23 protein-coding genes are annotated in these 24,050 nt (G+C 55.0%); 15 read left to right on the top strand and 8 right to left on the bottom strand.

Annotated elements, in window-relative coordinates; genetic code table 11:
* Positions 1 to 22 precede the first annotated feature (22 nt).
* Positions 23 to 1,144, top strand: coding sequence for an ROK family transcriptional regulator (locus F3J37_RS13500; protein ID WP_166933854.1), 1,122 nt, complete (start codon positions 23 to 25; stop codon positions 1,142 to 1,144).
* 99 nt (positions 1,145 to 1,243) lie between these two features.
* On the opposite strand, the gene F3J37_RS13495 is transcribed toward F3J37_RS13500, so the two are convergent.
* Both F3J37_RS13495 and F3J37_RS13490 read right to left on the bottom strand, forming a co-directional pair.
* The gene (locus tag F3J37_RS13495) at positions 1,244 to 2,335 is read right to left on the bottom strand and encodes an ABC transporter ATP-binding protein (protein WP_166933852.1); all 1,092 of its coding nucleotides are present in this window, start codon (positions 2,333 to 2,335) and stop codon (positions 1,244 to 1,246) included.
* Between the two features lie 13 nt (positions 2,336 to 2,348).
* On the bottom strand, positions 2,349 to 2,948 hold the full coding sequence (locus F3J37_RS13490) for a GNAT family N-acetyltransferase (protein ID WP_166933850.1): 600 nt from the start codon (positions 2,946 to 2,948) through the stop codon (positions 2,349 to 2,351).
* A gap of 531 nt (positions 2,949 to 3,479) precedes the next feature.
* Between F3J37_RS13490 and F3J37_RS13485 the strand changes: the two genes are divergently transcribed.
* From F3J37_RS13485 to F3J37_RS13465, 5 genes are all read left to right on the top strand, one after another.
* A complete protein-coding gene (locus tag F3J37_RS13485; RefSeq protein ID WP_166933848.1) occupies positions 3,480 to 4,823 on the top strand; it encodes an extracellular solute-binding protein in 1,344 nt (447 codons plus the stop codon).
* 58 nt (positions 4,824 to 4,881) lie between these two features.
* The gene (locus F3J37_RS13480) at positions 4,882 to 5,754 is read left to right on the top strand and encodes a carbohydrate ABC transporter permease (RefSeq protein WP_166933846.1); all 873 of its coding nucleotides are present in this window, start codon (positions 4,882 to 4,884) and stop codon (positions 5,752 to 5,754) included.
* A complete protein-coding gene (locus F3J37_RS13475; protein ID WP_166933844.1) occupies positions 5,754 to 6,569 on the top strand; it encodes a carbohydrate ABC transporter permease in 816 nt (271 codons plus the stop codon). Before F3J37_RS13480 ends, F3J37_RS13475 begins: the two co-directional genes overlap by 1 nt.
* A 132-nt stretch (positions 6,570 to 6,701) precedes the next feature.
* Positions 6,702 to 7,235: a DUF2778 domain-containing protein gene (locus F3J37_RS13470; protein ID WP_166933842.1), complete on the top strand. Its 534-nt coding sequence runs from the start codon at positions 6,702 to 6,704 to the stop codon at positions 7,233 to 7,235.
* Positions 7,219 to 7,491, top strand: a complete 273-nt coding sequence (locus F3J37_RS13465) for a hypothetical protein (protein WP_072017014.1) — start codon at positions 7,219 to 7,221, stop codon at positions 7,489 to 7,491. The genes F3J37_RS13470 and F3J37_RS13465 overlap by 17 nt, the downstream gene beginning before the upstream one ends.
* 11 nt (positions 7,492 to 7,502) lie before the next feature.
* Here F3J37_RS13465 and F3J37_RS13460 read toward each other — a convergent pair whose 3' ends face one another.
* Positions 7,503 to 7,985 (bottom strand): Hcp family type VI secretion system effector, encoded by a 483-nt coding sequence (locus F3J37_RS13460; RefSeq protein ID WP_166933840.1) that lies wholly within the window; start codon positions 7,983 to 7,985, stop codon positions 7,503 to 7,505.
* 102 nt (positions 7,986 to 8,087) lie between these two features.
* Positions 8,088 to 9,158: a tartrate dehydrogenase gene (locus tag F3J37_RS13455; protein WP_166933838.1), complete on the bottom strand. Its 1,071-nt coding sequence runs from the start codon at positions 9,156 to 9,158 to the stop codon at positions 8,088 to 8,090.
* Positions 9,159 to 9,242: 84 nt separating this feature from the next.
* Between F3J37_RS13455 and F3J37_RS13450 the strand changes: the two genes are divergently transcribed.
* The 4 genes from F3J37_RS13450 to F3J37_RS13435 all read left to right on the top strand — a co-directional run bounded on the left by F3J37_RS13450 (position 9,243) and on the right by F3J37_RS13435 (position 13,687).
* On the top strand, positions 9,243 to 10,148 hold the full coding sequence (locus tag F3J37_RS13450) for a LysR family transcriptional regulator (protein ID WP_160868453.1): 906 nt from the start codon (positions 9,243 to 9,245) through the stop codon (positions 10,146 to 10,148).
* A 254-nt stretch (positions 10,149 to 10,402) separates the two neighbouring features.
* A complete protein-coding gene (locus F3J37_RS13445; protein ID WP_166933836.1) occupies positions 10,403 to 11,824 on the top strand; it encodes a sodium:solute symporter family protein in 1,422 nt (473 codons plus the stop codon).
* A 1-nt stretch (position 11,825) separates the two neighbouring features.
* A complete protein-coding gene (locus F3J37_RS13440; RefSeq protein WP_166933834.1) occupies positions 11,826 to 13,013 on the top strand; it encodes a sialidase family protein in 1,188 nt (395 codons plus the stop codon).
* A complete protein-coding gene (locus F3J37_RS13435; RefSeq protein ID WP_166933833.1) occupies positions 13,010 to 13,687 on the top strand; it encodes an SDR family NAD(P)-dependent oxidoreductase in 678 nt (225 codons plus the stop codon). The genes F3J37_RS13440 and F3J37_RS13435 overlap by 4 nt, the downstream gene beginning before the upstream one ends.
* A gap of 271 nt (positions 13,688 to 13,958) precedes the next feature.
* Here F3J37_RS13435 and F3J37_RS13430 read toward each other — a convergent pair whose 3' ends face one another.
* Entirely contained in the window at positions 13,959 to 15,917 is a 1,959-nt protein-coding gene (locus F3J37_RS13430) for a sigma-54-dependent Fis family transcriptional regulator (RefSeq protein ID WP_205298941.1), read from the bottom strand.
* Positions 15,918 to 16,114: 197 nt separating this feature from the next.
* On the opposite strand from F3J37_RS13430, the gene F3J37_RS13425 reads away from it, so the two are divergent.
* The 4 genes from F3J37_RS13425 to F3J37_RS13410 all read left to right on the top strand — a co-directional run bounded on the left by F3J37_RS13425 (position 16,115) and on the right by F3J37_RS13410 (position 20,559).
* The gene (locus tag F3J37_RS13425) at positions 16,115 to 17,134 is read left to right on the top strand and encodes a Gfo/Idh/MocA family oxidoreductase (RefSeq protein WP_058961844.1); all 1,020 of its coding nucleotides are present in this window, start codon (positions 16,115 to 16,117) and stop codon (positions 17,132 to 17,134) included.
* Positions 17,134 to 17,913 carry a TIM barrel protein gene (locus tag F3J37_RS13420; protein WP_034826749.1) on the top strand — a complete coding sequence of 260 codons (780 nt, stop codon included), beginning with the start codon at positions 17,134 to 17,136 and terminating at the stop codon, positions 17,911 to 17,913. The genes F3J37_RS13425 and F3J37_RS13420 overlap by 1 nt, the downstream gene beginning before the upstream one ends.
* 73 nt (positions 17,914 to 17,986) lie before the next feature.
* Entirely contained in the window at positions 17,987 to 18,901 is a 915-nt protein-coding gene (locus tag F3J37_RS13415) for a substrate-binding domain-containing protein (protein WP_166933831.1), read from the top strand.
* A gap of 206 nt (positions 18,902 to 19,107) precedes the next feature.
* Positions 19,108 to 20,559 (top strand): methyl-accepting chemotaxis protein, encoded by a 1,452-nt coding sequence (locus F3J37_RS13410; protein WP_166933829.1) that lies wholly within the window; start codon positions 19,108 to 19,110, stop codon positions 20,557 to 20,559.
* A gap of 73 nt (positions 20,560 to 20,632) precedes the next feature.
* On the opposite strand, the gene F3J37_RS13405 is transcribed toward F3J37_RS13410, so the two are convergent.
* The 3 genes from F3J37_RS13405 to F3J37_RS13395 all read right to left on the bottom strand — a co-directional run bounded on the left by F3J37_RS13405 (position 20,633) and on the right by F3J37_RS13395 (position 22,926).
* The gene (locus tag F3J37_RS13405; RefSeq protein ID WP_034826742.1) at positions 20,633 to 20,923 is read right to left on the bottom strand and encodes a DUF1330 domain-containing protein; all 291 of its coding nucleotides are present in this window, start codon (positions 20,921 to 20,923) and stop codon (positions 20,633 to 20,635) included.
* Positions 20,923 to 21,804: a glutathione-dependent disulfide-bond oxidoreductase gene (yghU, locus tag F3J37_RS13400; RefSeq protein WP_038643540.1), complete on the bottom strand. Its 882-nt coding sequence runs from the start codon at positions 21,802 to 21,804 to the stop codon at positions 20,923 to 20,925. The genes F3J37_RS13405 and yghU overlap by 1 nt, the downstream gene beginning before the upstream one ends.
* 102 nt (positions 21,805 to 21,906) lie before the next feature.
* Complete coding sequence (locus tag F3J37_RS13395) at positions 21,907 to 22,926, bottom strand: LacI family DNA-binding transcriptional regulator (protein WP_166933827.1); 1,020 nt, start codon at positions 22,924 to 22,926, stop codon at positions 21,907 to 21,909.
* Positions 22,927 to 23,026: 100 nt separating this feature from the next.
* Here F3J37_RS13395 and F3J37_RS13390 point away from each other — a divergent pair, with 100 nt between their 5' ends.
* Entirely contained in the window at positions 23,027 to 24,037 is a 1,011-nt protein-coding gene (locus tag F3J37_RS13390; protein WP_166933825.1) for a Gfo/Idh/MocA family oxidoreductase, read from the top strand.
* Positions 24,038 to 24,050 lie beyond the last annotated feature (13 nt).

The following is a 24,050-nucleotide window of genomic DNA, read 5'->3' as shown; positions in this document are numbered from 1 at the left end:
TTCTAACTTAAAAAAGAGATCCATGAGCGCTCCCAACGTAACTGCACGCATTTTGCGGCTGATTGTCGAAAATGCGCCAATCAGCCAGTCTGACCTCAAAGTCCGTAGCGGCCTGAGCATGTCCACGGTTTCGCAGGCCACCAACCGCTTGCTCTCCGGCGGTATTGTGCAGGAGCTGGGGTTGCGTCGTGTATCAATGGGACGACCGAAAACCCTGCTCGGCCTCAACCCGGATCACGCCAGTGTGGTGGGCATTCAGCTTAACGCCGAACGTAATTTGATCGTCTTAACCGATCTCAGCGGCAACATTATTGGCGAACAGCAGATCCCTTCAGGCGCGATGACCCCCAAGCAACTGGGTGATGCGCTGGCGAAGTTTTTGCGTGGTGTGGAAGGAAAGAAAGTCGGTGCCATTGGGCTGGCCCTCTCGGGGCTGGTGGATGCCAGCAACGGCGTTTGCGTCTTGTCACGCGCGCTGGGCTGGAACAACGTGCCGATTGCACGCCTGCTGGAAGAACGTTTTTCACTGCCGGTCTTTATCGAAAATGATGCCAATGCCTTAGCCATGGCCGCGCTGGTATTTGGCCAGTTGGGCCATGCGCAGTCAGCGGTGATCGCCACCTTTGGCAAAGGGATTGGGGCGGGAATCTTGCTGGATCGCCAGCTCTATCGCGGCCGCCATGGCAAAGCTGGTGAGATTGGTGTGTCATTGCTCGGTGATGGCTCCGAACGCTTACTGGAAGATGTCGCCTCGTCGCAGGCGATTTTGCAGCGCGTGGCAGTTTCACTGAATGAGGCGCTGCCGCAGACGCTACGCGATCTGGATAGCCAGCCTACACCTGAAGTGCTCAGCGCGCTGGCGGAAGCCGGGCAGCATCTGGGCATGTCGCTGGCGAATCTGTCGGTGGCTTACGATCCTGACGTGGTGTATCTGGCGATGGAACCGCAGATGGCCTCGCGCATCCTGCTCGACCACATTACGCAGAGCTTCCAGACCTATCGGCTGAAGATCACGCCGCAGATGACGCCGCTGCAGTTCCTCACTGAGTCGAATCGGATGTGGGCACAGGGTGCGGCCGGCTTTGCAGTGAATAAGCTGTTGGATTTACTGGCGGCGCAGGCCGATGAAGAGACGGTGTCTTAAAGCAGCAATAGCTGTAGTGGCGCGATCTGCATCGACGTTGTTCACTCGTTATCAAGAGAGCGCCGTAGCATAACTACGGCGCTTGCTTCGTTCAGGCGCTTAACGCAGGCGCAATCCCTGTTCATCAAACAACATTCCGCGCTCAGCATTGATCTGATAACTGACGCGGTCGCCAATCTCATGTTCTGCCGCGTTACGCTCTTCAATCACCAGTAACTTCTCCTCACCGATATCCAGGTAAAGATAGTTGGTGTGCCCCAGCATCTCGCTGAATGACAAATCAGCGCTAAAGCTCAGCGCATCGGTATCCTGATTGGCCGGAGAGAAGTGTTCAGGTCGAATTCCCAGCGTGACTTTTTGCCCTTCATGACAGGCTGCGTCGATCTTCATGGTCAGCGTGTGAATGCCCAATGCGGGCACGCGCAGCTGCACAGCACCTGGTGCGATCGTGGCAATTTCCGCCTGCAGGAAGTTCATCTTCGGTGAACCGATAAACCCGGCGACAAACAGATTGTCGGGATCGTGATACAACGCCATCGGAGCTCCCACCTGCTCAATTTTGCCCTGACGAAGTACCACGATGCGATCGGCCAGCGTCATCGCTTCCAGCTGGTCGTGAGTGACATAAATCATGGTGTTGCCCAGTGAGGCGTGCAGGCGAGCGATCTCAATGCGCATCTGTAGCCGCAGCTCAGCATCCAGATTGGAGAGCGGTTCATCAAACAGGAAAATACGTGGATGGCGGATGATGGCGCGACCAATGGCCACACGCTGACGCTGGCCGCCGGAGAGCGCACGTGGCAGGCGATCCAGCAGTTCCGTCAGATGCAGACGCGCAGCCGTCTGGCTAATCGCTTTCTCAATTTCCGCTTTAGATTTCTTCATCACTTCCAGCGGGTAAGCCAGATTGCCGCGCACCGTCATATTCGGATAGAGCGCATAGGACTGAAACACCATGGCAATGCCACGCTCGGTGGCGGGCTGGTGCGTCATGTCTGTGCCTTCAATCAAGAGCTTGCCGTCGCTGATCTCCTCCAGCCCGGCAATCATGCGCAGCAAGGTCGATTTACCGCAGCCGGAAGGGCCGACAAACACCACAAACTCGCCGCTGTTAATGGTGAGATCGATACCGTGAATCACGTTCACATGGTCGTAGGACTTTTTAACGCTTTGCAGATGCAGGCTGGTCATGGTGATGCCTCAATCAGAGTAGTTGGCCCATGTAGATGGCGTTGCTGCGCATAATGTGCGTGAAACCGAGGCGTTGATAAAAGCCGCATACCTTCTCGTTTTGCAGACTCACGCCCAGATAAACACCCGACACGCCAGCGGCGCGTAGGTCCTGCAGCAGTTGCTCAATCAGTTTTCGTCCCCAGCCGCCTTGCTGGGCTGGCGGCAGCAGATTGATGTGCAGATGCGCAGGCCATTGCGCTACCAGTTGTTCCGCAGCGGCATCTGGCTGAAGGATGGCGTCCAGCACTTTGCTGTCGAGGGGGGCTCGCGGCGTGTAGTCGCGATATTGCTGTTGCAGTGGCGGCCACCAATGCGCATCCAGTTCTGCTTCGAAGGCGCGTGTATCCGGTGCTGCCACCGCATAACCCATCACTTCCCCCTCTATTTCAAGGGCATAAGCAAAGTCCGGCGCAAAGCGCGCGTAGGGAATGACAAAGCGCAGGCCGGGCAGTGCCGGGTCGGAATAGAGCGCGGTGGCGTCAGTGCCCGCATTGGCCGTTTCTAAGCAGATGCGCGACAGGGCAGGAAAATCGCTCTCGCTGGCGCGGCGAATAACACCTTTAGCCGTCATGGTGGTGCCTCTGTGGTCATGAGATAAACAGATTTTACGGTAAATAAAGCTGACTTAGTTTTCAAGGTGTAATAATTGCGCTACCGCACAACATCGAGGTAAATCCTGAGGGCGGACGGTGGCGTGAACGGCCACGTGAAGCGGCGCAGAGCCTGTGGTGCCTGTGTTCTGGGATGATTTTGCCGCAAAGGCCTCTCACCTCTCTCAATAAGTATAGAATTTTCATATGGTCTGTCAGTGGGTTAATGCGGCTGAACGGCGTGAGTGATTTGTGCTGTCGGCAGGGCCATGTCTTCTTATGGTGTGCGCTTCAGCGGCTGTCATGCAGAATTCTCTACTGCATAGCCCGCTTTTCTTCTCACAGTTTGCACTGTATCACAGAGCAAAAATTCCGCAGTGAGGGTGTTTGACTTTCTTTTGTTCATAAAGTAAGTATGAATTAACGTCGTTATTACTGCTGCTGAATCAACCTGCCAGGACATGCAGGTGTCGCGATGAAGGGATGCCAGTCATCTGTTGGAGAAACCGAGCATGATGTGTGATTCAACCAAACGTCCGTCCCGTATGAAAAGCTCACTGCGCAGTGTGTCGCGTCTGGTTTCAGCCGGGATTTTGCTCGGTGCGACCCTGGCGACGGCACAAGCGGTCACGCTGAACGAATGGGATATTTATAACTATCCGCAGCAAACCGAAGCCGTGGATGAAGCGGTTAAAGCGTTCCAGCAGAAGAATCCGGGCATTACCATCCAGCGCTCGGTTCACTCTTTTGAAGACACACGCATTCCACTGAAGCTGGCGCTGACTGCCGGTGATGGCCCGCAAATCGCGCAGGTCAATCAGGGCGGTGGCGATATGGGTTCGCTGGTGAAAGACAAACTGCTGTGGCCGCTGGACGATTATGCCAAAACTTACGGCTGGACCACGCGCTTCCCGGATTCGATCCTCAAGCGTAACCGCTGGTCTGATAAACAAGACTTTGGTAGCGGCAAACTGTATGGCGTGGCGAGTCTCGGTGAAATGGTGGGTCTGTATTACAACAAGGCGCTGCTGGACAAAGCGGGTGTTGCGGTACCGAAAACCCTGCCTGAACTCGAAGCGGCAATGGAGAAACTGAAAGCCGCGGGTACGCCGCCGATGATGCTCGGCCTGCTGGATGGCAATATGGGCCAGCAGCTGCTGAGTACCGTATGGGAAGCACAGATTGAGAGTAAAGATCGCAAAGCCCTCGACGATCTGATTTACGACGTCGGCGGCACCTTCAAAGACGACAAGCTGGTGAAAGCGGCGAGCATGATGAAAAGCTGGAAAGTCAAAGGCTACTTCTTCCCCGGCTTTGAAGGCATTGGTCATGATGATGCGGCCACCCTGTTCCAGAATGGTCAGGCCGCGTTCCTGGTGAGTGGCACCTGGTATCTCGGTCAGTTCAAAGACAATAAAGATGTGCACTTCGCGGCGATGCCGATGGGTGAGGGGGTACAGCATGCGCTAATGGTGGGCGGTACCGATCTGGCGTTCTCGATAACCAACACCGCGAAAACCAAAGAGCAGCAGGATGCGGCGGCCAAATTCATCGATTACATCGTTTCCGATGAGATGGCTAACCGCTGGTTGAAAGTGGGCTTCCTGCCGGCAGGCACCAGCAAGAATGCACAAATCCCGGCGGATAATCCGTTGCTGGCAGAGACATATCAGGTTTGGGTGACCCTCAACGAGCATGATGGCCTCGGCCATTATCTGGATTGGGCCACGCCGACCATGAACGCCGAGCTGAATCAGAACGTGCAGCTGTTACTGGCCGGAAGACAGACGCCGGAGCAGATGGTCACCAATTTCGACAACAACTATCAACGTTACCTGAAAACCCTGAAGCACTGATGACGTCCGGCCCGACAGCAATGCCGGGCCGTGAATTAGCCTGCAAGCGAGTAAGGTTATGCTGAACAAATCTGCCTGGCGCAATGCGCTCTATCTTCTGCCTGCCGTACTGGTCTATACGGTGTTTTTACTCCTGCCGCTGCTGGCCTCGCTCGGCATCAGTTTCACCGAGTGGGATGGCACCTCCTTGCCGATTTTCACCGGTATCAGCAACTACGTGCGCATGTTCCAGGATCCGGTTTTCTGGGTGGCGCTGGGCAACAACGCGCTGCTGATGTTGTTTTACACCTTACTGCCGATTGGCGTCGGTCTGCTGTTGTGCAGCTTCCTGTATGAAACGCGCAACGGCAAAGAGCGCAGCGTATTGCGTATTCTGTTTTTCCTGCCTTACATCATGCCGATGGCGGTATTGGGCGTGGTGTGGCGCTGGCTGTATAACCCAGCGTTTGGTCCTATCGATCAGTTCCTGCGCGCGATTGGCTTGCCGCAGTTGGCTCTGTCGTGGCTGGGTGATTTCACTTGGGCGTTACCGGCCGTGGGTTTTGTCGCCACCTGGTATTTCTTTGGATTCTGTCTGGTGCTGTTTATGGCTGGATTACAGCGCATGGATCCTTCGCTGTTAGAAGCCGCCGATTTGGATGGTTCTTCACGGCGTCAGAAGTTTATGCGTATCACGCTGCCCTCACTGCGCCCGGAACTGCGCATTGCGCTGCTGCTGACGGTGATTGCCAGCCTGAAGGCCTTCGATCTGGTGTATGTGATGACGCAAGGCGGGCCGGGCACTTCGACTATGGTGACCAACATCTTTATGTATAAGCAGGGCTTTGATCTGCATTACTTTGGCTACGCGTCTGCGGTCGCCGTGTTCAGTATGTTGATTGTGCTGATGATCAACGCCTGTATTCATTTTGCTATTCGGGAGCGTCACTGATGCGCGGTACGCCTGTTGTCTCACGCGCACTGATTTGGATTGTCGCGCTGATGACCATCCTGCCGTTTTTAATGGCGCTGATGACTTCGTTCAAAACCCAGATGGAGCTGTTTCAGGGCGTGTTCACGCTACCTTCATCGCTGAACTTTAAAAATTACGTGACGGCCTGGCAGCAGGGACACTTCAACGTCTACTTTATGAACTCGGTGCTGGTGGTGATTCCGGTGGTGATCAGCAGCATTTTGTTAGGGATTCTGGCGGGATTTGGTTTTGCCTGGCTGAAAATCCCCGGTAAGAAAGTAATAGCGGCGATGCTGGGTCTGGGCATGGTGCTACCGAGCGAGGCTTTCATCATTCCGCTCTACCACGAACTGCGCTGGATGGGGCTGACGAACACGTATCTGGCGCTGATCCTGCCACAAATTGCCTTATCACTGCCGTTTACCACGTTGATGATTGCCACTGCACTGCAGCAGGTGCCACGCGAACTGGTGGAAGCGTCAGTGATGGATGGTGCATCCCGGCGCAAAATCCTGTGGGGCATTCTGGTGCCCGCCATCTGGCCCACGCTATCAACGCTGGCGCTGCTGCTGTTTATCTGGACGTGGAATGAGTTCCTGATTCCGCTGATTCTGGTCAACAAGGATGAACTGCGCACCTTGCCAATCGGCATGATGTTCTTCCAGAACAAAAACACCATTGATATTCCAGTGCTAATGGCGGGCGCGATGATTGTGATCATGCCGCTGGTTGTGGTGTTCCTGGTTTTCCAGCGCAAGTTTATCAGTGGAGTGACGGAAGGGGCGGTGAAGTAGAGGTACCCTTTGGGACGTCTGGATCGCAACCTGTGATGGAATGCACAGTGTTGGACTATCCAGGGATATTTAATTAACACCCCTAAACCGTTTGTGGTTATTGTGCCATGGTTAATTTCAGGAGGAAATTACATGGCTATCAACGGAAAGTTTATTCTTACGGGTACTCAGTTCTCGCCACTCATATTGCCGGGGATTGGCCATTTCATGGCTTTCTCAGGCAATAATCATTATCGCAATCGCCCGGCATGTGCATCCATTCCATTTAATGGACCTTTACCCTTAGGTCTATATTACATCGTCAAGCGACCAACGAATGGCGTGAAAAGTATGTTATATAATATGAGCCGAGAGTTTTGGTCATGGCCCGGCAGTTCACCTGTTGTTCATGCAGAGTGGTTTGGACTTTTTCGGCACGATGCACTCATTGACGATTATACGTTTATTGAAGGTATTAAACGCGGCAACTTCCGTCTTCATCCAATTGGCCCTGCCGGCATATCACAAGGTTGTATTACCTTACAATATCGTAGTGATTTTCTAAAAATCCGTCAGGCATTGATGACTTACACTTATGGGAATAAAAACATTCCAGGCACCAGTTTCTATTCTTATGGGACAATTGAGGTCATTGATGGGAGTGTTTCAGATGCCTGTAGCGCATAGTTCTGGTATCAGATTTCCACAAAAAATTTTATTTTTCTTCTTTGCTTTTTTTATCCTTATTCCGATTAATCACTCAATAGCTTTCAGCTTTCTTGATGGAAATCAGTCTGCATTTGTTGACTTTACCTATGCATATGGTTTGGGTGATGCGGAGGGGTTTTACGGTCAATTGATTATTGCTTCATCTGTTATTGAAAGCGCAAGCCTTTTAGCACTCACGCTTTATCTGATAAAGGTGTTCAAAAAGCGTCATTGATCAGGGATTGATTAGCTTCGTTCATTCCATGCATCAGTGTGCTGTACATTGCCATCACAATATCGCCATGTGACTTTTTCATACATCATCGCAACGGACTCGACATGGTTAGTTTGATGGCTGTTCGCTTTTATATTTGCCATGCCAGGAATGACGGAAACAATTTTGACACCTTCAAAAAGCATATTGAAGTATTCAACCTCCTGCCCTGCATCACTAATACAGTACCATTTAAATTCTGCTGAAGTTAATGTCTGCCCTGATGTGACTGCTTTATAAAGGTAGGGACTTGATGAATCGAATACCTTTTCAAAACTTACCGGCATATGTGTACGCGTTCCCGTAATCTTACCCGTGGCACCATCAACCGGTAAAGTGACGCCATGAGAGAATCCTTGCACTTCAATACTATGTTCTCTTGCTGTTACATCTACGGAGCCTTTAATAATCGCTCCACCATCATCCTTTAACCACAAATAAGCAGGGATAGGCATATTATTTCCTTTTTACCGTTGTCCTGAAAATAAGGTACATCAATAAAATTCATTTCCCATGCTTATTTTGTGGTTATTGTGATCTCAATTGACACTTAATTTTTACAGCGCAGCCGCGATCGCCACACCCAACTCTTCCGTTGAGGCGCTGCCGCCGAGGTCGCGTGTCAGGCTATTACCGGCGGCCAGGGTGCGCTCAATGGCATCCAGCACGGCGGCACCCGCTTCGGCGTAACCGAGGTGCTCCAGCATCATCGCACCACACCAGATCTGTCCAATCGGGTTTGCCACGCCTTTGCCCGCGATATCCGGCGCTGAGCCATGCACCGGTTCAAACAGGCTCGGGAATTTCCCTTCCGGGTTGATGTTCGCGGAGGGCGCAATACCGATGGTGCCGGTACAGGCCGGGCCGAGATCCGACAGGATGTCGCCAAACAGGTTGCTGGCTACCACCACATCAAACCAATCCGGATGCAGCACGAAGTTCGCGGTCAGAATATCGATATGATACTTATCGACTTTCACTTCCGGATAGCTCGGTGCCATGGCTTCAACGCGGCTGTCCCAATATGGCATGGTGATGGCAATGCCATTGGATTTGGTGGCAGAGGTCAGGTGTTTTTTCGGACGCTTCTGCGCTAACTCATAGGCAAACTTCAGGATGCGATCGACGCCCGTACGCGTCATCACCGTCTCCTGAATCACCACTTCGCGGTCGGTGCCAGGGAACATGGTGCCGCCGACCGACGAATACTCGCCCTCGGTGTTTTCACGCACCACGTAGAAATCGATATCGCCGGGCTGACGATTGGCCAGCGGCGCTTTGACGCCCGGCATCAGGCGAACCGGACGCAGGTTGACGTATTGATCAAATTCGCGGCGGAACTGCAGCAGCGATCCCCACAGCGACACGTGATCCGGTACCACATCTGGCCAGCCCACCGCGCCAAAATAGATGGCATCAAACTGGCTCAGAGTGGCGAACCAGTCATCCGGCAACATCTTGCCGTGCTCTTGCCAGTACTCGGCGCTGGCAAAGTCAAACCATTGCCACTCCAGAGAAATATCGAATTTCTTTGCCGCTGCATCCATTACACGGATGCCTTCAGGCATCACTTCTTTGCCAATGCCATCGCCAGGGATGACGGCGATTTTGTAGGTTTTGCCGCTCATAGGGTTCTCGCAGGTTGCTGTTGATGTTCTGAACGCAGTATAACCATGCATCACCGGGAAATAATTAGCCTGAGCGGCAAGCCAATGTTGAATAAAAGTAGAGAATCGCGCACTTCGACTGACGATCTGGCCTTCTTTGTGCGCGTTGCCGCGCTGGAGAGTTTAACCGCTGCGGCGCGTGAGCTGGGTTTGTCGCTGCCGGCAGTGAGTAAACGCCTCAGCCATCTTGAGCAGCGTCTGGGGGTGCAGCTGCTTAAACGCACCACGCGGCGGCTGGAACTCACCGCCGAGGGGAAACGCTATCTGGAAGGGGCACGCCCTTTGCTCGATCAACTGGCGGAGCTGGAGGAGTCGGTCAGCAGCCAGGCGGCGGTGCTGCGTGGCAGCCTGAACATCAACGCCTCGTTTGGATTTGGACGGCGCCATGTTGCCCCTTGCGTGTCGCGCTTTGCAGCGCTGCATCCTGAAGTCTCGTTATCACTACAGCTCAGCAGCCAGCCACTGAATTTCATCGATTCACACATCGACATTGATATCCGCATAGGCGAACCGCCCGATGCGCGACTCATCGCGCGCAAGCTACGTACCAATCCACGCGTGCTATGCTGCGCCCCGATTTATGCGCAACGTCACGGCCTGCCTGACAGTATTGCGGCGCTGGCGCAGCACAACTGTATTTTGCTACGCCAGTACGAGAGCGATTTCGCATTGTGGCGATTGAGTGATGGCCAGCAGCAGGTGACGCAAAAAGTGCAGGGCAGCCTGATCACCAACGATGGCGAAGTGGCGATGCAGTTAGCGATGGATGGGCACGGCATTTTGCTGCGTTCCTGGTGGGATGCCCAGCACATGATTGAACGCGGCGATCTGCTGCATGTGCTGCCCGCGTGGAGCAGCGCGGACGGGGATATTTTTGCCGTATGGCGGCCACAGCGTCAGTTACCCGCCCGCATTAGCGCCTTTGTGGATTTTTTGCAGTCCGCCTTGTAACTATTAAATAATATTTGATTATTTATAATCATCATTGACTGTTTGTGAGCATGATCAAACAAATCATTGGCTATTTAGCCTATAAATTGCCCTGCTTATGCGTGAATTCATTCTCATGTGAGTGAAATAAATCAATGAGCATAAACAGGGTTGCCTTTGTGCACAGACACTAAAATAACAAAACAGGCAACCTCATTAACGGCAAGCGTGAAGCCCAGCGCAGGCCACGACCCTACGTTATTAATGAGGCTAAAATGAAACAGTTTTCTGCAGAAGGGATGATGATTATTGTCGGGATCGTCATCGCGTATATTCTGTTTACCACCTGGCTGACCTGGCGCCTGCGCAGTAAAAACAGCGGCGACTTTATGGCGGGATCCAACGTGATGCCGGCTTTTGTCGTGGGTGTGATGTTAATGTCTGAGTACATTGGCGCAAAATCGACCATTGGTACCGCCCAGGCGGCGTTTGAAGGTGGGTTTGCCGCCTCATGGTCGGTGATTGGTGCCGCGATTGGCTTCCCGCTGTTTGGATTCCTGCTGGTTAAGCGTATTTATAACACCGGAAAAATCACCATTTCGGGTGCGATTGCTGAACGGTACGGCAACTCAACCAAGAACATCATTTCCCTCATCATGATCTATGCGCTGCTGCTGGTGAACGTGGGGAACTATGTGAGCGGCGCAGCGGCGATCTCGACCGTGTTGAACCTCGATCTCACCACGGCGGCCGTGATCACCGCAATCGTCAGTACCTTCTACTTTATGTTCGGTGGCATGAAGGGCATTGCCTGGGTCACGCTGCTGCACAGCGGACTGAAATATATCGGTATCCTGATCATTCTCGGCGTCGCACTGCATATGACCGGCGGCGTTAGCCCGATGATCAAAGAGATGCCGCATTTCTACTGGACGTGGGATGGCAACATTGGGGCCAGCACCATATTTGCCTGGATGATTGGCACCATCGGTTCGATTTTCTGCACCCAGTTTGTGATTCAGGCCATCGCTTCCACCAAAAGTGCCGCATCCGCTAAGCGTGCAACCTGGGTTGCCTTCTTCTTTTGCATGCCGATTGCGATTGCCATTGCGTTGATTGGCGTGGCGGCGAAGTACCTGCATCCGGATATCAAAAGCCTGTATGCACTGCCGGTGTTTCTGCAGGATATGAGCCCATGGCTGGCGGGGATTGTGACCACCTCGCTGGTGGCCTCCATCTTCGTCAGTGTCAGTACCGTGGCGCTGGCGATTGCCTCGCTGGTGGTTAAAGATTTCTATGTACCGTATCGCAACCCAACGCCAGAACGTGAATTCCGTATGACGCGCTGGCTGTCGCTGCTGATTGGTTTCCTGCCGTTAATCCTGGTGCTGTTCGTCCCCGAGGTGCTGAAGCTCTCCTTCTTCACCCGCGCCATTCGTCTGTCGATCTCGGTGGTGGCGATTATTGCCTTCTACCTGCCGTACTATAAAAGTACCCGAGGGGCGAATGCCGGTCTGATTGGGGCCTGCGTGGTCACCACCGTCTGGTATCTGCTCGGCGATCCGTTCGGCATCAACAATATGTACGTGGCGTTGATTACGCCAGCAGTGATCATGGTGATTGATCGCCTGATCCCTTCGGCACAAACGCACGACAAAAAAGCACCAAAATCTTCAATGCAAAACAGTGGAGCCTGATATGACCGATTCAACGATTACCGTCGAACGTAACGGTAACCTTCATCCGCACGCGCAGGATGCGCAGCAGCTCACGGCGATGCTGCCTTCGGTCTGTCCGCAGAATCATGCCGCTAATCTGCTGCCGCTGCCCAACGGCGACCTGCTGTGTGTCTGGTTTGGTGGCACGCAGGAAGGGATTGCCGATATCTCCGTGTGGTGCTCGCGCCTGGAACAAGGTGGCAGCCAGTGGAGTGAGGCGCAGAAACTTTCTGATGATTCGACGCGCTCTGAGCAGAACCCGGTGCTGTTCCTCGATCCTGACCAGGTATTGTGGCTGTTATGGACAGCGCAGAAGTCCGGTAATCAGGACACGGCGATTGTGCGCTATCGCCAGTCACGTGATTTTGGCCGCAGCTGGAGCGCCATCGACACGCTGCTCGATCAACCCGGCACCTTTATTCGCCAGCCGATTACGGTGTTACCGAATGGCAACTGGCTGTTGCCGGTGTTCTATTGCCGCACTCAGCCGGGCGTAAAATGGGTCGGTAATGACGACATTAGCGCGGTAAAAATCTCCAGCGATAAAGGCAAAAGCTGGCGCGATGTGGCGGTGCCGGATAGCCTCGGCTGTGTGCACATGAACATTACTTTATTGCAGGATGGTAGCTTACTGGCGCTGTATCGCAGTCGTTGGGCAGACTTTATCTACCAAAGTCGTTCTGTTGACGGTGGTGAAAGCTGGAGTGCGCCGGTGGCGACGGAACTGCCCAACAATAACTCCTCAATTCAGGTGACCACGCTGAACAACGGCCATCTGGCGCTGGTGTTCAACGCCATGAGCGCCAAAGATGCCAGCGAGCGTCGCCTGTCACTGTATGACGAAATCGAAGATGAGGATGACGATGTGGCGGTGGCCGCTGAACCGGTGGTGCATAGCGGACGCACCGCATTTTGGGGCGCACCGCGCGCACCGATGACGCTGGCCATTTCCCCAGACGGCGGCAAAAGCTGGCCGTGGCAGCGTCATCTCGATGAAGGCGACGGCTACTGCATGACCAACAATTCGCAGCAGAAACTCAACCGTGAGTTCTCCTATCCCAGCATCAAGCAGAGTGAGGACGGCGCACTGCATATCGCCTACACCTATTTCCGTCAGGCGATTAAGTACGTCCGCGTTAACGAAGCGTGGGTGAGGGGCGAAAAATGAGTCGACACGCGCTGGTGACGGGTGACAGTTCAGGTATTGGCGCGGCGATTGCCGATCATCTGCTGGCGCAGGGCTGGCAGGTGACGGGGTTCAGTCGCACACTGGTCAAGAAAGATCATCCGGGCTTTACCTCGGTGAGCGTGGATCTGTTCGATGCCAGTTTGCTGAAGCAGGCGCTGGCCGCTTTGCCAAAGGTGGATGCGCTGGTGCATGCCGCAGGCATGATGGCGGCAGCGCCGCTCGGCGATCTCGATGAGGAGCAGAGCGCGCGCCTGTGGTATCTGCATGTGCAGGTGGCGCAGATCATGGCGAACGCGTTGCAGCCGCAGATGACGCAGGGCGATCGTATTTTGCTGATCGGCAGTCGCACTTCACGCGGCGCCGCTCATCGCAGCCAGTATGTCAGCACCAAAGCGGCAATGGTTGGGATGGCGCGCAGTTGGGCGGCTGAATTAGCGCCGCAGGGGATCACCGTGAATGTGATCGCGCCCGGTGCCACTGAAACGCCCATGTTGCTGCAACCTGGCCGTGCCAGTTCACCACCCAAGCTGCCGCCCATTGGGCGCTACATCAAGCCGGAGGAAGTGGCGGCGCTGGCGGGTTTTGTGCTGTCACCTGCTGCTGATGCGATAACCGGGCAAGAATTGGTTATCTGCGGTGGAGCGTCGTTGTAAAGATCGGTTGTGCTGTCACCTGCTGCTGATGCGATAACCGGGCAGGAACGGGTGATCTGCGGTGGAGTGTCGTCGTTGATAGCAGTTTATGCTGTCACCTATTACTGATGTGATAACCGGGCAGGAACGGGTGATTTGCGAAGGAGCGGCGTTGTAGAGAGCAGGCAATGTGCTCTGCCCACTCTGCGGTCATCCCTGAATCCAGCTCAGGATTCAGGGAGTGTTGGCACGCGAGCCGGCGGGTTGAGGGAAGATCTCTCGCCGTTTTACCCTATTTCCCTCGCAAAGCCGTGACATCCACCTGCCAGATATTCAGTTTGTTATACAGCGCGGTACGTGAAATCCCCAGTAGCTGTGCTGACTGGCGCAGGTTGCCTTTCTGCTCACTCACCACCTGCAATACATGCTGACGCTCATTTTCCTGCAATGATGTTAAAACGCTGGATTGTGGCGGCGAGACGCGCTGCGTCATCTCTTCCGGCAAATCCGGCTTGCCAATCTCCAGCCCTTCACACAAATTCACCATGCGTTCGACCAGGTTCTCCAGTTCACGCACGTTGCCCGGCCAGTGCCACGTCTGCAAGCAGTGCATGGCTTCAGACGACACCTGCGGCGCGATACGTTTCAATCGAGTACAGAGCGCCTGAATAAACGTATTCACCAGACCTGGAATATCTTCCTGACGTTCTCGCAACGGCGGAATGGCTAATGAAATCACGTTAAGACGGTAATACAGGTCGCGGCGAAAGGCGCCTTTTTCCACCGCATCCAGCAGATTACAGTGGGTGGCGGCAATGATGCGCACATTGACCTTAAGCGGATGCGCGGCGCCAATACGCACCACTTCACTCTCTTGTAATACGCGCAGCAGGCTGGTTTGCGCCTCCAGCGGCATTTCGCCAATTTCATCCAGAAACAGCGTGCCGCCATCCGCCAGCTCGAATTTTCCCGCGGAGCCGCCGCGCCGGGAACCGGTGAATGCGCCATCGACATAACCAAACAGTTCGCTCTGCACCAGGTCACGCGGCAGGGCGCCGCAGTTGAGGGCGATAAAGGGCTCCTGATGTCGTGGGCTGGCGTTATGGATCGCCTGCGCGAACAACTCCTTGCCGGTGCCGCTTTCACCGCTTAACAGCACGGTGCTATCTGTGCGGCTGCTGGCGCGTGCCTTCTGAATGGCTTGCTGCACGCGCGGAGCGTGGCCGCGGATCATCTCAAAGGTATAACTGGCGCTGACGCCCATTACCTGCCGCGTAATCGCCCGGATGCGCTGGTTCTCGCGCAGAGACAGCACACGTCCACCATCGGGTGCCGGCATCAATGAAATCAGACAGGAGAGGGGCTGCACGCCGTCCGGGATAAACTGCAACTCACGGTCATTACAGAATGGCATGGTCAGCAGCGATCCTCCCTGGGGTTGCAGTAACACATCAATCGGCCCGGCTTGAGGATCGAGACCACTAAAGATCTGCCGCGCATAGCGGTTTAACGTTTTGATCCGTCCGTGGCGATCGCAGACGATCACGCCCTCATTCAGGGTTTCCAAGATCGACTGTTGTTCTGCCAGCAAACTGCGCAACATTAATTGTTGTCCCACCGCTTCTGCAGCGGCCTGTACCGTGCCGAGCGTGTGGGCATTGAAATTATCCGGCGTGGCAGTGAGCGTGAGCACGCCGAGCAGCTGGCCGCCGGCATCTCGAATCGGCGCGGCTGCGCACTGGTAGTGGCGCTTACGCAGATCGATCTTCCAGTTTTCACCGCTCAACACATACACCAGCCGTTGCTCAATCAGGCAACGAGCTGTGCAGTTGGTGCCGAGCACCTCTTCGCTCAGGATGCTACCAATCGGCGTCAAATCAGCGCCGCAAAAATGCAGCGTGACACCTTGCGCGTCGGTGAGGTTGATATGGCCATCCGGGTTATAGGCCAGCAGGTTTTCCATCACGTTACGCGCCACCGCAATCAGCTCGGCATTGTGCGCCAGGATGGCCTTCAGCTCATCCGCAGGAGGCGAAGTGTAGATGAAGGTGTGTGGATCGATGGCGCGCTGCTGCGATCGCTGCCATGACTGCAAAATACTGCGCCGCATCCAGCCCGGTTGTTCCCCCCGGACAAAGCTGTGCCAGCCCTGCCACAGCAAGGTATCCCATTCGCCCGCTTCAGCCCCTTCCGGCAGGCTGAAAATCGGGTCGCTTTCATCTTTAAACGGCAAACGTTCGCTGGCGCGCATCAGCGGCTCCTGGTCAATCTGGAATGTCCATTTTATTGACATGTGAAGTTGACATGTAAAGTTTATGACCAATTCAAAGCGCAACGCTGTGTGGTTCCTCACATAAATTGCCCCTTTTTAGTTGGCATCTGGATTGCAATGAAATGTCTATCTCACCTGTCCCGAACGGACATATCCAAAACAGTAAGGAATGATTTATGACATTTCATCTTCAACCGGTACGTGTTGGTCTAATTGGCGCAGGGCGAATGGGCAGCTTCCACGCCGAGAATCTGGCATATCGCGTCCCCGGCGCCACGCTGGCAGCCGTCGCCGATCCGCAGCCCGGTGCGGCGGAAAAGCTCGCCAGCAAGCTGGGTGTCGCGAAAGCCTATAGCGATTTGCATGCGCTGCTACTCGATCCTGAAATTGATGCGATTGCCATTGCGGCGCCCGCTCGCACCCATGCCGAGTGGGTGATTGCCGCTGCGAATGCCGGTAAGCACGTATTTTGTGAGAAGCCAATGGCGGTCACGCTGGAGGAAGCTGACCGCGCCATTGCCGCCGCCAAAAGCGCAGGCGTAGTGTTGCAGGTGGGCTTTAATCGCCGTTTCGATACGGGTTTTGCGGCGGCGATTGCGGCAGTGAAGGCAGGCGAGAACGGTATTACGCAGTTGAGCCGTTCTGTAACGCGCGATCCGGCGCTGCACGATCCGTCGCGCATCCCGCAGTGGACCATTTATCTCGAAACGCTGATCCATGATTTCGACACCCTGCTGCATTTCAATCATGGGGCGAAGCCGGTGGAAGTGTATGCCATCGCCGATGCGCTGGTGCGGCCGGACTTCAAAGATAAAGGCTTACTGGATACTTCGGTGGTGACCATTCGCTTTGATAACGGAGCGATTGCCATCGCAGAGGCCAACTTCCAGGCAGTGTACGGCTACGACGTGCGCGGCGAAGTGTTTGGCAGTAAGGGGATGTTACAGGCGGGCCATATCACCTCTTCTAACTGTGTGCGCTACAGCGCCAGCGGCATCAGCATGGAGACCTCGCGCATGGATTCGGATCTGCTGCGCGAAGCCTATGTGGCGGAGATGATCGAATTTGCCCGCTGTATCCGCACTGGTGAAACACCGCGTGCCACCGGCGAAGACGCGCGCAATGCGCTGGAGATTGCGCTGGCCTGTATTGAATCGGTCACCCACAACCTGCCTGTCAAAGTAGGAGCGCGCTAATGGCTGCTTATCAACTCTCGGTTTGTGCCGAAATGGTGTTCCTCGATCTGCCATTTGTTGAGCGTGTGAAACGCATTCACGCGCTGGGGTTTGGCGTTGAAATCTGGGGATGGGCCAATAAAGACATTGATGCGCTGGTCGCAACCGGTGCGCGATTCACCTCCATGACCGGCTACCTCACTGGCAATCTCACCGATGATGACGAGATCCAGCAGCTCTTGCAGAGTGCCGAAGCCTCGCTGGCGGTGGCTGAACGGCTTAACTGCCCTGGATTAAATTTGCACGGCACCGGGCTGGATGACAAAGGCTTGCCGGTTAAACCCGTGGAAGTGGTGACCGGTGCGATGTGGCTGAAAGCGGTCGATACCTTGCGCAAAGTGGCGCAACTGGGCGAGCGCGCCGGGCGCGTGTTCACCCTCGAAAACCTCAACCTGCCGGTCGATCATCCTGGAACCCCGTTTGCGCTGGCTGCCGATACCCTGGCGCTGGTGGAAGCGGTCAACAGCCCGGCGCTAAAGATGAATCTCGACCTTTACCATGCGCAGATTGGCGAGGGCAATTTGATTGAGCTGATTCGCCGCAGCGGTTCCGCCATTGGCGAAGTTCAGGTGGCGGACGTCCCGGGTCGCCAGCAGCCGGGCACCGGCGAGATCAACTATCGCGCCATCGCGCGTGCACTGCAGGAAGTGGGTTACAGCGGTACGGTGGCGATGGAGGGCTGGGCCAGCGGTGACAGCACCGCCGCGCTAGAGCAGTTCCGCGATCACTTCACGATTTAAGCGTTTTACCGCCGGGTATTTGCCTGTTGCCCGGCGTCATAACAATAAAACCTCAACCTACAGGAATCACCTCATGAACATCCGAAACATCGTGCTTTGTCTGTGCTCGCTGCTGCTGAGTTTGAGCGTCAGTGCGAAAACCTTCACCGTCGGCGTTGCGCTGGCCAACTTCGACCTTAACTTTGTCTCGATTCTGCGTACGCAGATGCAGGCAGAACTAAAAGCCAATCAGCTCAACGGCCAGTTCGTGGATGCCAAAGGAGATGTGGCACTGCAAGTACAGCAGGTTGATGATTTTATTAACCAGGGCGTGGACGCCATCATCCTTAATCCCGTCGATACGCAGGGCGTGTTGCCGATGATCACCGCCGCGAAAAACGCCAATATCCCGCTGATTTTCGTCAATCGTAAGCCAGAAGTGAAACTGCCGGGCGACATGGCTTATGTGGGTTCTGACTCTGCATTGGGCGGCGAAATGCAGATGGAAGCGTTAGCGAAGAAGATGAATTACAAAGGCAATGTGGCGATTCTGATGGGCGCACTGTCCAATGAAGAGGCGCGCGAGCGCACCCGTGCGGTCGAAGCGGTGATCGCCAAATATAAAGACATGAAAGTGATTGAGAAGCAGACCGCCAGGTGGCAGCGCAATGAAGCCGTGGATGTGGTATCGAGTTGGTTGCTGAACCAGCGTCCGATCGATGCGATTGCCGCTAACAATGATGAAATGGCGATTGGTGCCATCATGGCGCTCAGTCAGGCGAAAAATGAAAAGATTCTGGTCGCGGGAATCGATGGCACGCCTGATGGACAGCAGTTTGTGAAGAACGGCAAGATGACACTGACCATTTTCCAGGACGCTAAAGGTCAGGCAACCGGTGCAGTACAGGTGACGAAGGCACTGCTGGATAAACAGAAAGTGCAGGAGTACAACTGGGTGCCGTATCAGACCATCACTCCGGAAAACTACGCGCAGTTTGCTGCAAAGTAATTCGACGTCAGCGACAGGCGCCCTCGGTGGCGCCTGTTCTGCGTGGACCACGCATCACTCTCACATGAACCTGCTCACATCCTTCTCTTTCAATTATTCACGGTCCTAAACTTTCCCATTAACGCGCCGATAATTTCACCACTCAGTCTGAGCATTTTGCCCTGACGTTTGGGCATCTTAATCAACCTCTGGTATGGAAAATTGCCATGATCGCAACGCCCTTGTCAGGCCCGGATGCCGCGCCGGTGGAGATGGTTTCGCTGCGACGTATTGCACAGCGCGCAGATAGCCTTGCGGTGATCCTCAACTGGGGATTGTGGCCGATTGTGCTCGGCGTTGGGTGGATGAATGACAGTTTAACCGTAGCGCTGATTGCTGGCCTTGCGTTGGCACTGCTGTCGACCTTCTTTGGCACCGTCCTGCGCGGCACGCTGACTTCAAGGTTGGTGCTCTCAGCCCTGTTGATCGGCTGGGCAGGTTTACTGATTCAACTCGGCGGTGGTGAAACCGAATATCACTTCTCGGTATTTGTGTTGATGTCGGTGCTGCTGGCGTGGCGCGACATCCGTCCACTGATCATGGGCGCGGCGGCAGCGGCTACGCATCACATTCTGTTTAATTATCTGCAGGAAAACGATCTTTTCGGCGTGGTGGTGTTCCATCATCCGGGCTGGGACATGGTGGTGTTTCATGCCCTGTTTGTGGTGGCGCAGACCGCCATCTTGCTGGTGATTGCGCGTCAGATGGCCGCCGATGCACGTTCGGCAAGCGAAGTGGCAGAGCTGGCATCACAGATCAACCGGCAGGCCGGATATCTGACGCTGAATGCGGATAGCCAGCAGAGTGAAAGCCCGTTCGCCCGCACCTTCAGTACCACGTTGGGCACCATGCATGGCACGCTTCATCAGGTGAGTCTCGGCGTGAGCGCCTTGTTGACGGAGTCTGAAAGTATATTGCAACGCAACGCTGAACTGTCGACCCGCACCGATGAACAGGCGCAGGCACTGGAAGTCGCGGCCAGTGCGATGACGGAAATCAGCATTGCTGCCAGCTTAACGCGTGACAAAGCACAGAGTGCAAGCGAACTCGCGCGGGATGCACGTGCGGTGGCCACGCACGGAGAGGAAAATATCCAGTCGGCGATGAGCTCAATGGCGAAAATCAGCGAAGAGTCACAGCGGGTGAAAGTGATTTTAGCATTGATCGACGGCATCGCTTTCCAGACCAATATTCTTTCTCTGAATGCTTCGGTAGAAGCGGCGCGCGCCGGCAGTCAGGGGCGTGGTTTTGCCGTGGTGGCAAACGAAGTGCGCAATCTGGCGATGCGCAGCGAGAATGCTGCCCGCGAAATTCGCCAACTGATGGATGCCAGCAGCCTGAGCACCGAACATGGCACCGTGCAGATTGAACATGCTGCACAGACCATGCGTGATATTCACAGCAGCATCAGCGGATTGTCACAACTGGTCACCGAGTTGTCTGAGATGAGTGAACAGCAGAATTTGAGCATCGAGCAGATTCAGCAGAGCATCAACAGCATCGATCACAGCGTGCATCACAACGTTCAGCACGTGGCGGAAACCTTGCAGGTGGCGCATCAGCAGCAACAGCAGGCGAATCGGTTGCAGCAGGCGATTGCGCTATTCAGACTGGATTGATCGGCGAGACGAGCAAATCTCGACCTCTCTGGCTGGCAGGGCGCACCGATTGAAGTGCGCCCCTGTTGGCAGATTAAGCCACACCCTTGACCAGTAACACGCGATAGTTCGCGCCTTTGACCCGATGGGCTTTCGCTTCCTGATACGCCGGGCTGTGATACCAGGCTTTTGCTGCATCAATATCCGCAAATTCCAGCACCACTACGCCTTCCGCCTCACGGCCTTCCAGCACTTCAAGATCGCCATAAAATGCCAGCGGCGTGATCTGATGATCGCCGCGTGCCTCACCGGCTTTCTGCGCGTATGTCGCCAGCTCATCTTTATCCAGCGTTTCGTCTTTAATCATCACCACATAAGCGGCCATTACTGCTCTCCTCGCGCCTGACGTTTGTCTTCGGTGTTGGTATCGAAATCAGAGGCATCGTGGCGTTCCAGCAGTTGATCCTGTGGTTCGGCACCAAATGCCTTATTCACTTTGCGACCCCGAATCACCGCTGGACGCTCAGCGATCTCTTTAGCCCAGCGCACCACGTTTTTGTACGACTGCACATCAAGGAACTCGCCGCCGCCATAGATGTTGTTCAGCACCAGGTTGCCGTACCACGGCCAGGTGGCGATATCGGCGATGGTGTATTCCTCACCGGCGAGGAAACGGTTATTGGCGAGCTGACGATCCAGCACATCCAGCTGACGCTTGGCTTCCAGCGTGAAGCGGTTGACGGCGTACTCGATTTTCTCAGGCGCGTAGAAATAGAAGTGGCCGTAGCCGCCGCCAAGATAAGGTGCAGAGCCCTGCAGCCAGAACAACCAGTTCAGGGTTTCGGTACGGCCCGCGATATCCGCCGGGATGAAGTGACCAAATTTCTCGGCCAGATACAGCAGGATGTTGCCTGATTCGAACACGCGCAGCGGTGGCGTCACTGAGTGGTCACTCAGCGCCGGAATTTTGGAGTTCGGGTTCACGTCAACGAAACCGCTGGAGAACTGATCGCCATCACCGATGCGAATCAGCCAGGCATCGTATTCGGCTTCTTTAGCCCCGACGGCCAGCAACTCTTCCAGCAGGATGGTGACCTTCTGGCCGTTTGGCGTCCCCAGTGAATAGAGCTGCAGCGGATGTTTGCCCACCGGCAGGGTCTTCTCATGCGTCGGCCCGGCGAACGGACGGTTGGTTTTTGCGCCGTTACCTTTGGCTTCCGGGTCCCAGGTCCAGACTTTCGCGGGCTGATACTGATTTTCCGACATAATGATTTCGCCTTGTTGTGATTGCGTTTTTTGCTGCTACTGAGTGTAGCAGCGACAGATGAAGGCGATTTAACCGCGCTGGCGGTGAGATGCAAAGTGTGATTATGCGAAGTTCTCTTGCGTAAACAGCATAAAGTCCACTTTGCCGGACTGGTAGGTGTCAGGCTGTTCACCCTCTTCGAGATGTTTTAGCAACAATGTCAACGCCAGCTGAGCATGGCGCAGGGTGTTTTGATCGAGTGTTAGCGTCAGCACGCGCTTCTCAAAAAGCTGGCGCGTGGTGGCATAAAGTTCATGCGTCACGTACACCACTTTGCCGCCGAGTCGATGGCGCGCCAGCGCTTCGTGAATCTGCGTATTGCCGAGGCCGGTGTTGTAGAGCCCGACGATATTTTGCGATCCGGCCAGGGTTTTCTCCAGCAGGCGGCTAATGCGATCGCGTTCATCCTGCCCAGCCAGAATTTCCCGTAACCTGAGCTGTGGAAACCGTTCTGCCAGCACGGTTTGAAAACCTTCAATACGCTGACGATGTGCCGAATAATCCGCGCGGCCACTCACCAGCACCACATCGCCCGGTGCATTGATCATGCTGCCGAGCATCAATCCAGCGGTGCGCCCGGCTTTATATTGATCGATACCGACATGACACAGGCGTGCCGCATTGGGCAGATCTGTGACCATGGTGATCACCGGTACGCCGCGTGCCTGACACGCCGCTAAGGCATCATAAATCAGCGGATTTTCATGGGCGAAAACGATCAGCGCATCCATTTTCTTACTGCTGGCCGCAATGTGTGCCGCCAGCTTCTCGGGGGCGTTTTCCGGGATCAGCGTGCGATGCAGGCGCAGGCGACGATAGCCCAGTTCATCAGCTAGTCGGGCAAAGTCCTGTGCCAGTTGCTGAAAGAAGAACGAGCCGTTGCCGCTGAGCAGCACTTCGATCTGCCAGCTATGGCGATGCTCCTCTGGCAAAATACGCTTTAAACCCGCATCCCGCGCCGCCTGCAGAATTTTTTTTGTCATCGCCGGAGACACACCACCGCGATCGTTGAGTACCCGATCAACCGTGGCCACGCCCACGCCTACTTGCTTCGCCAGCTCCGCCAGCGTCAGTGCTTTCATCTGAGGTAATTCCATCAAAAACCGCGTACAGCTAGCCTGCCAGAAAGCGCTATTTTGACAACATCGGCTATTCCGAAGTGTGAACAAAAGGAGCGTTAAAATGCGGACTCCGCAACGTTTTGCCTTGATTGGCAGTGGATTTATCGGCCAGGTGCACGCTGCCAACCTGGCAGCGCATCCCGGCGTTGAGCTGGCGCTGGTGTGTGATATCGATGCGTCGCGTGCCGAAGCGGTGGCACAGCGCTATGGCGCAAAAGCGGCCAGCGTGCAGCAGGCGCTGAGCAGTGATGGGATCGACGCGGTGCTGATCGCCAGCGCTACGCCAACCCATGCCGAACTGCTGGAGCAGGCGGTGCTGGCGGGCAAAGCGGTGTACTGCGAGAAACCGATCGACCTGTCGTTGCAGCGCGCGCGGGAAGTCGTGGAAAAAATCTCTCCGGTGCAGGTTCCTGTTACCGTCGGCTTTAACCGTCGTTTTGACCACAGCCATCAGCAACTTAAATCCCAGCTCAAACAGGGTCTGATTGGCCGCACTGAGCTGATTCAGATGGTGTGCCGCGCGTCAGAATTACCGCCGATCAGTTATCTGCAAGCTTCTGGCGGCCAAATGCGCGATCAGGCGATCCACTTTTTTGATCTGTTGCGCTGGCTGACAGAAGATGAAGTCAGCACCGTTGGCGCACTCGGTGCCGCACTGGCGATGCCGGAGATCCGTGATTTTGATGTCGATACTTCGGTGCTGATCATGCGCATGCAGCAGGGCGCGCTGGCGCAATTGGATAACACGCGCCGCACGGCTTACGGCTACGACGAACGCATCAGCGTGATGGGCAGTGAAGGGATGCTGGCTTCAGAGAGCCAGTCAGCGCGGGGTGCCACACTTTATCAGGGCAAAGGCATCACTCAGCCCGGCTTGTATGCAGACTGGTTTAGTCGGGTGAAAGAGACCTACTACACCCATCTGGATGCTTTTGTACGCCACATCGGCGGAGAGAAAATCGAAGGGCTGCCGGGATTGATCGACGGTCTGCGCGCGCAGGCGATTGCCGAGGCGGCACAGTTATCGCTGACGCGAGGTGAATTTACAGAAGTGGAGAGGGTGGCAATCTAATCCAACGCACTCT

It is taken from the genome of Candidatus Pantoea communis (genome assembly GCF_011752685.1).
Taxonomy (GTDB): Bacteria; Pseudomonadota; Gammaproteobacteria; order Enterobacterales; family Enterobacteriaceae; genus Pantoea; species Pantoea communis.
This window is presented reverse-complemented; position numbering and strand designations above follow the sequence as displayed.

What these genes read in the sequence shown, in the direction of transcription:
- F3J37_RS13450 (WP_160868453.1), top strand. Translation starts at nt 9,243, where the DNA reads ATGTTGAATAAAAGTAGAGAATCGCGCACTTCGACTGACGATCTGGCC.
- F3J37_RS13390 (WP_166933825.1), top strand. Translation starts at nt 23,027, where the DNA reads ATGCGGACTCCGCAACGTTTTGCCTTGATTGGCAGTGGATTTATCGGC.
- F3J37_RS13465 (WP_072017014.1), top strand. Translation starts at nt 7,219, where the DNA reads ATGCCTGTAGCGCATAGTTCTGGTATCAGATTTCCACAAAAAATTTTA.
- F3J37_RS13475 (WP_166933844.1), top strand. Translation starts at nt 5,754, where the DNA reads ATGCGCGGTACGCCTGTTGTCTCACGCGCACTGATTTGGATTGTCGCG.
- F3J37_RS13500 (WP_166933854.1), top strand. Translation starts at nt 23, where the DNA reads ATGAGCGCTCCCAACGTAACTGCACGCATTTTGCGGCTGATTGTCGAA.
- yghU (WP_038643540.1), bottom strand. Translation starts at nt 21,804, where the DNA reads ATGTCGGAAAATCAGTATCAGCCCGCGAAAGTCTGGACCTGGGACCCG.
- F3J37_RS13460 (WP_166933840.1), bottom strand. Translation starts at nt 7,985, where the DNA reads ATGCCTATCCCTGCTTATTTGTGGTTAAAGGATGATGGTGGAGCGATT.
- F3J37_RS13440 (WP_166933834.1), top strand. Translation starts at nt 11,826, where the DNA reads ATGACCGATTCAACGATTACCGTCGAACGTAACGGTAACCTTCATCCG.
- F3J37_RS13490 (WP_166933850.1), bottom strand. Translation starts at nt 2,948, where the DNA reads ATGACGGCTAAAGGTGTTATTCGCCGCGCCAGCGAGAGCGATTTTCCT.
- F3J37_RS13495 (WP_166933852.1), bottom strand. Translation starts at nt 2,335, where the DNA reads ATGACCAGCCTGCATCTGCAAAGCGTTAAAAAGTCCTACGACCATGTG.
- F3J37_RS13425 (WP_058961844.1), top strand. Translation starts at nt 16,115, where the DNA reads ATGACATTTCATCTTCAACCGGTACGTGTTGGTCTAATTGGCGCAGGG.
- F3J37_RS13445 (WP_166933836.1), top strand. Translation starts at nt 10,403, where the DNA reads ATGAAACAGTTTTCTGCAGAAGGGATGATGATTATTGTCGGGATCGTC.
- F3J37_RS13480 (WP_166933846.1), top strand. Translation starts at nt 4,882, where the DNA reads ATGCTGAACAAATCTGCCTGGCGCAATGCGCTCTATCTTCTGCCTGCC.
- F3J37_RS13435 (WP_166933833.1), top strand. Translation starts at nt 13,010, where the DNA reads ATGAGTCGACACGCGCTGGTGACGGGTGACAGTTCAGGTATTGGCGCG.
- F3J37_RS13485 (WP_166933848.1), top strand. Translation starts at nt 3,480, where the DNA reads ATGATGTGTGATTCAACCAAACGTCCGTCCCGTATGAAAAGCTCACTG.
- F3J37_RS13430 (WP_205298941.1), bottom strand. Translation starts at nt 15,917, where the DNA reads ATGCGCGCCAGCGAACGTTTGCCGTTTAAAGATGAAAGCGACCCGATT.
- F3J37_RS13455 (WP_166933838.1), bottom strand. Translation starts at nt 9,158, where the DNA reads ATGAGCGGCAAAACCTACAAAATCGCCGTCATCCCTGGCGATGGCATT.
- F3J37_RS13395 (WP_166933827.1), bottom strand. Translation starts at nt 22,926, where the DNA reads ATGAAAGCACTGACGCTGGCGGAGCTGGCGAAGCAAGTAGGCGTGGGC.
- F3J37_RS13415 (WP_166933831.1), top strand. Translation starts at nt 17,987, where the DNA reads ATGAACATCCGAAACATCGTGCTTTGTCTGTGCTCGCTGCTGCTGAGT.
- F3J37_RS13420 (WP_034826749.1), top strand. Translation starts at nt 17,134, where the DNA reads ATGGCTGCTTATCAACTCTCGGTTTGTGCCGAAATGGTGTTCCTCGAT.
- F3J37_RS13405 (WP_034826742.1), bottom strand. Translation starts at nt 20,923, where the DNA reads ATGGCCGCTTATGTGGTGATGATTAAAGACGAAACGCTGGATAAAGAT.
- F3J37_RS13410 (WP_166933829.1), top strand. Translation starts at nt 19,108, where the DNA reads ATGATCGCAACGCCCTTGTCAGGCCCGGATGCCGCGCCGGTGGAGATG.
- F3J37_RS13470 (WP_166933842.1), top strand. Translation starts at nt 6,702, where the DNA reads ATGGCTATCAACGGAAAGTTTATTCTTACGGGTACTCAGTTCTCGCCA.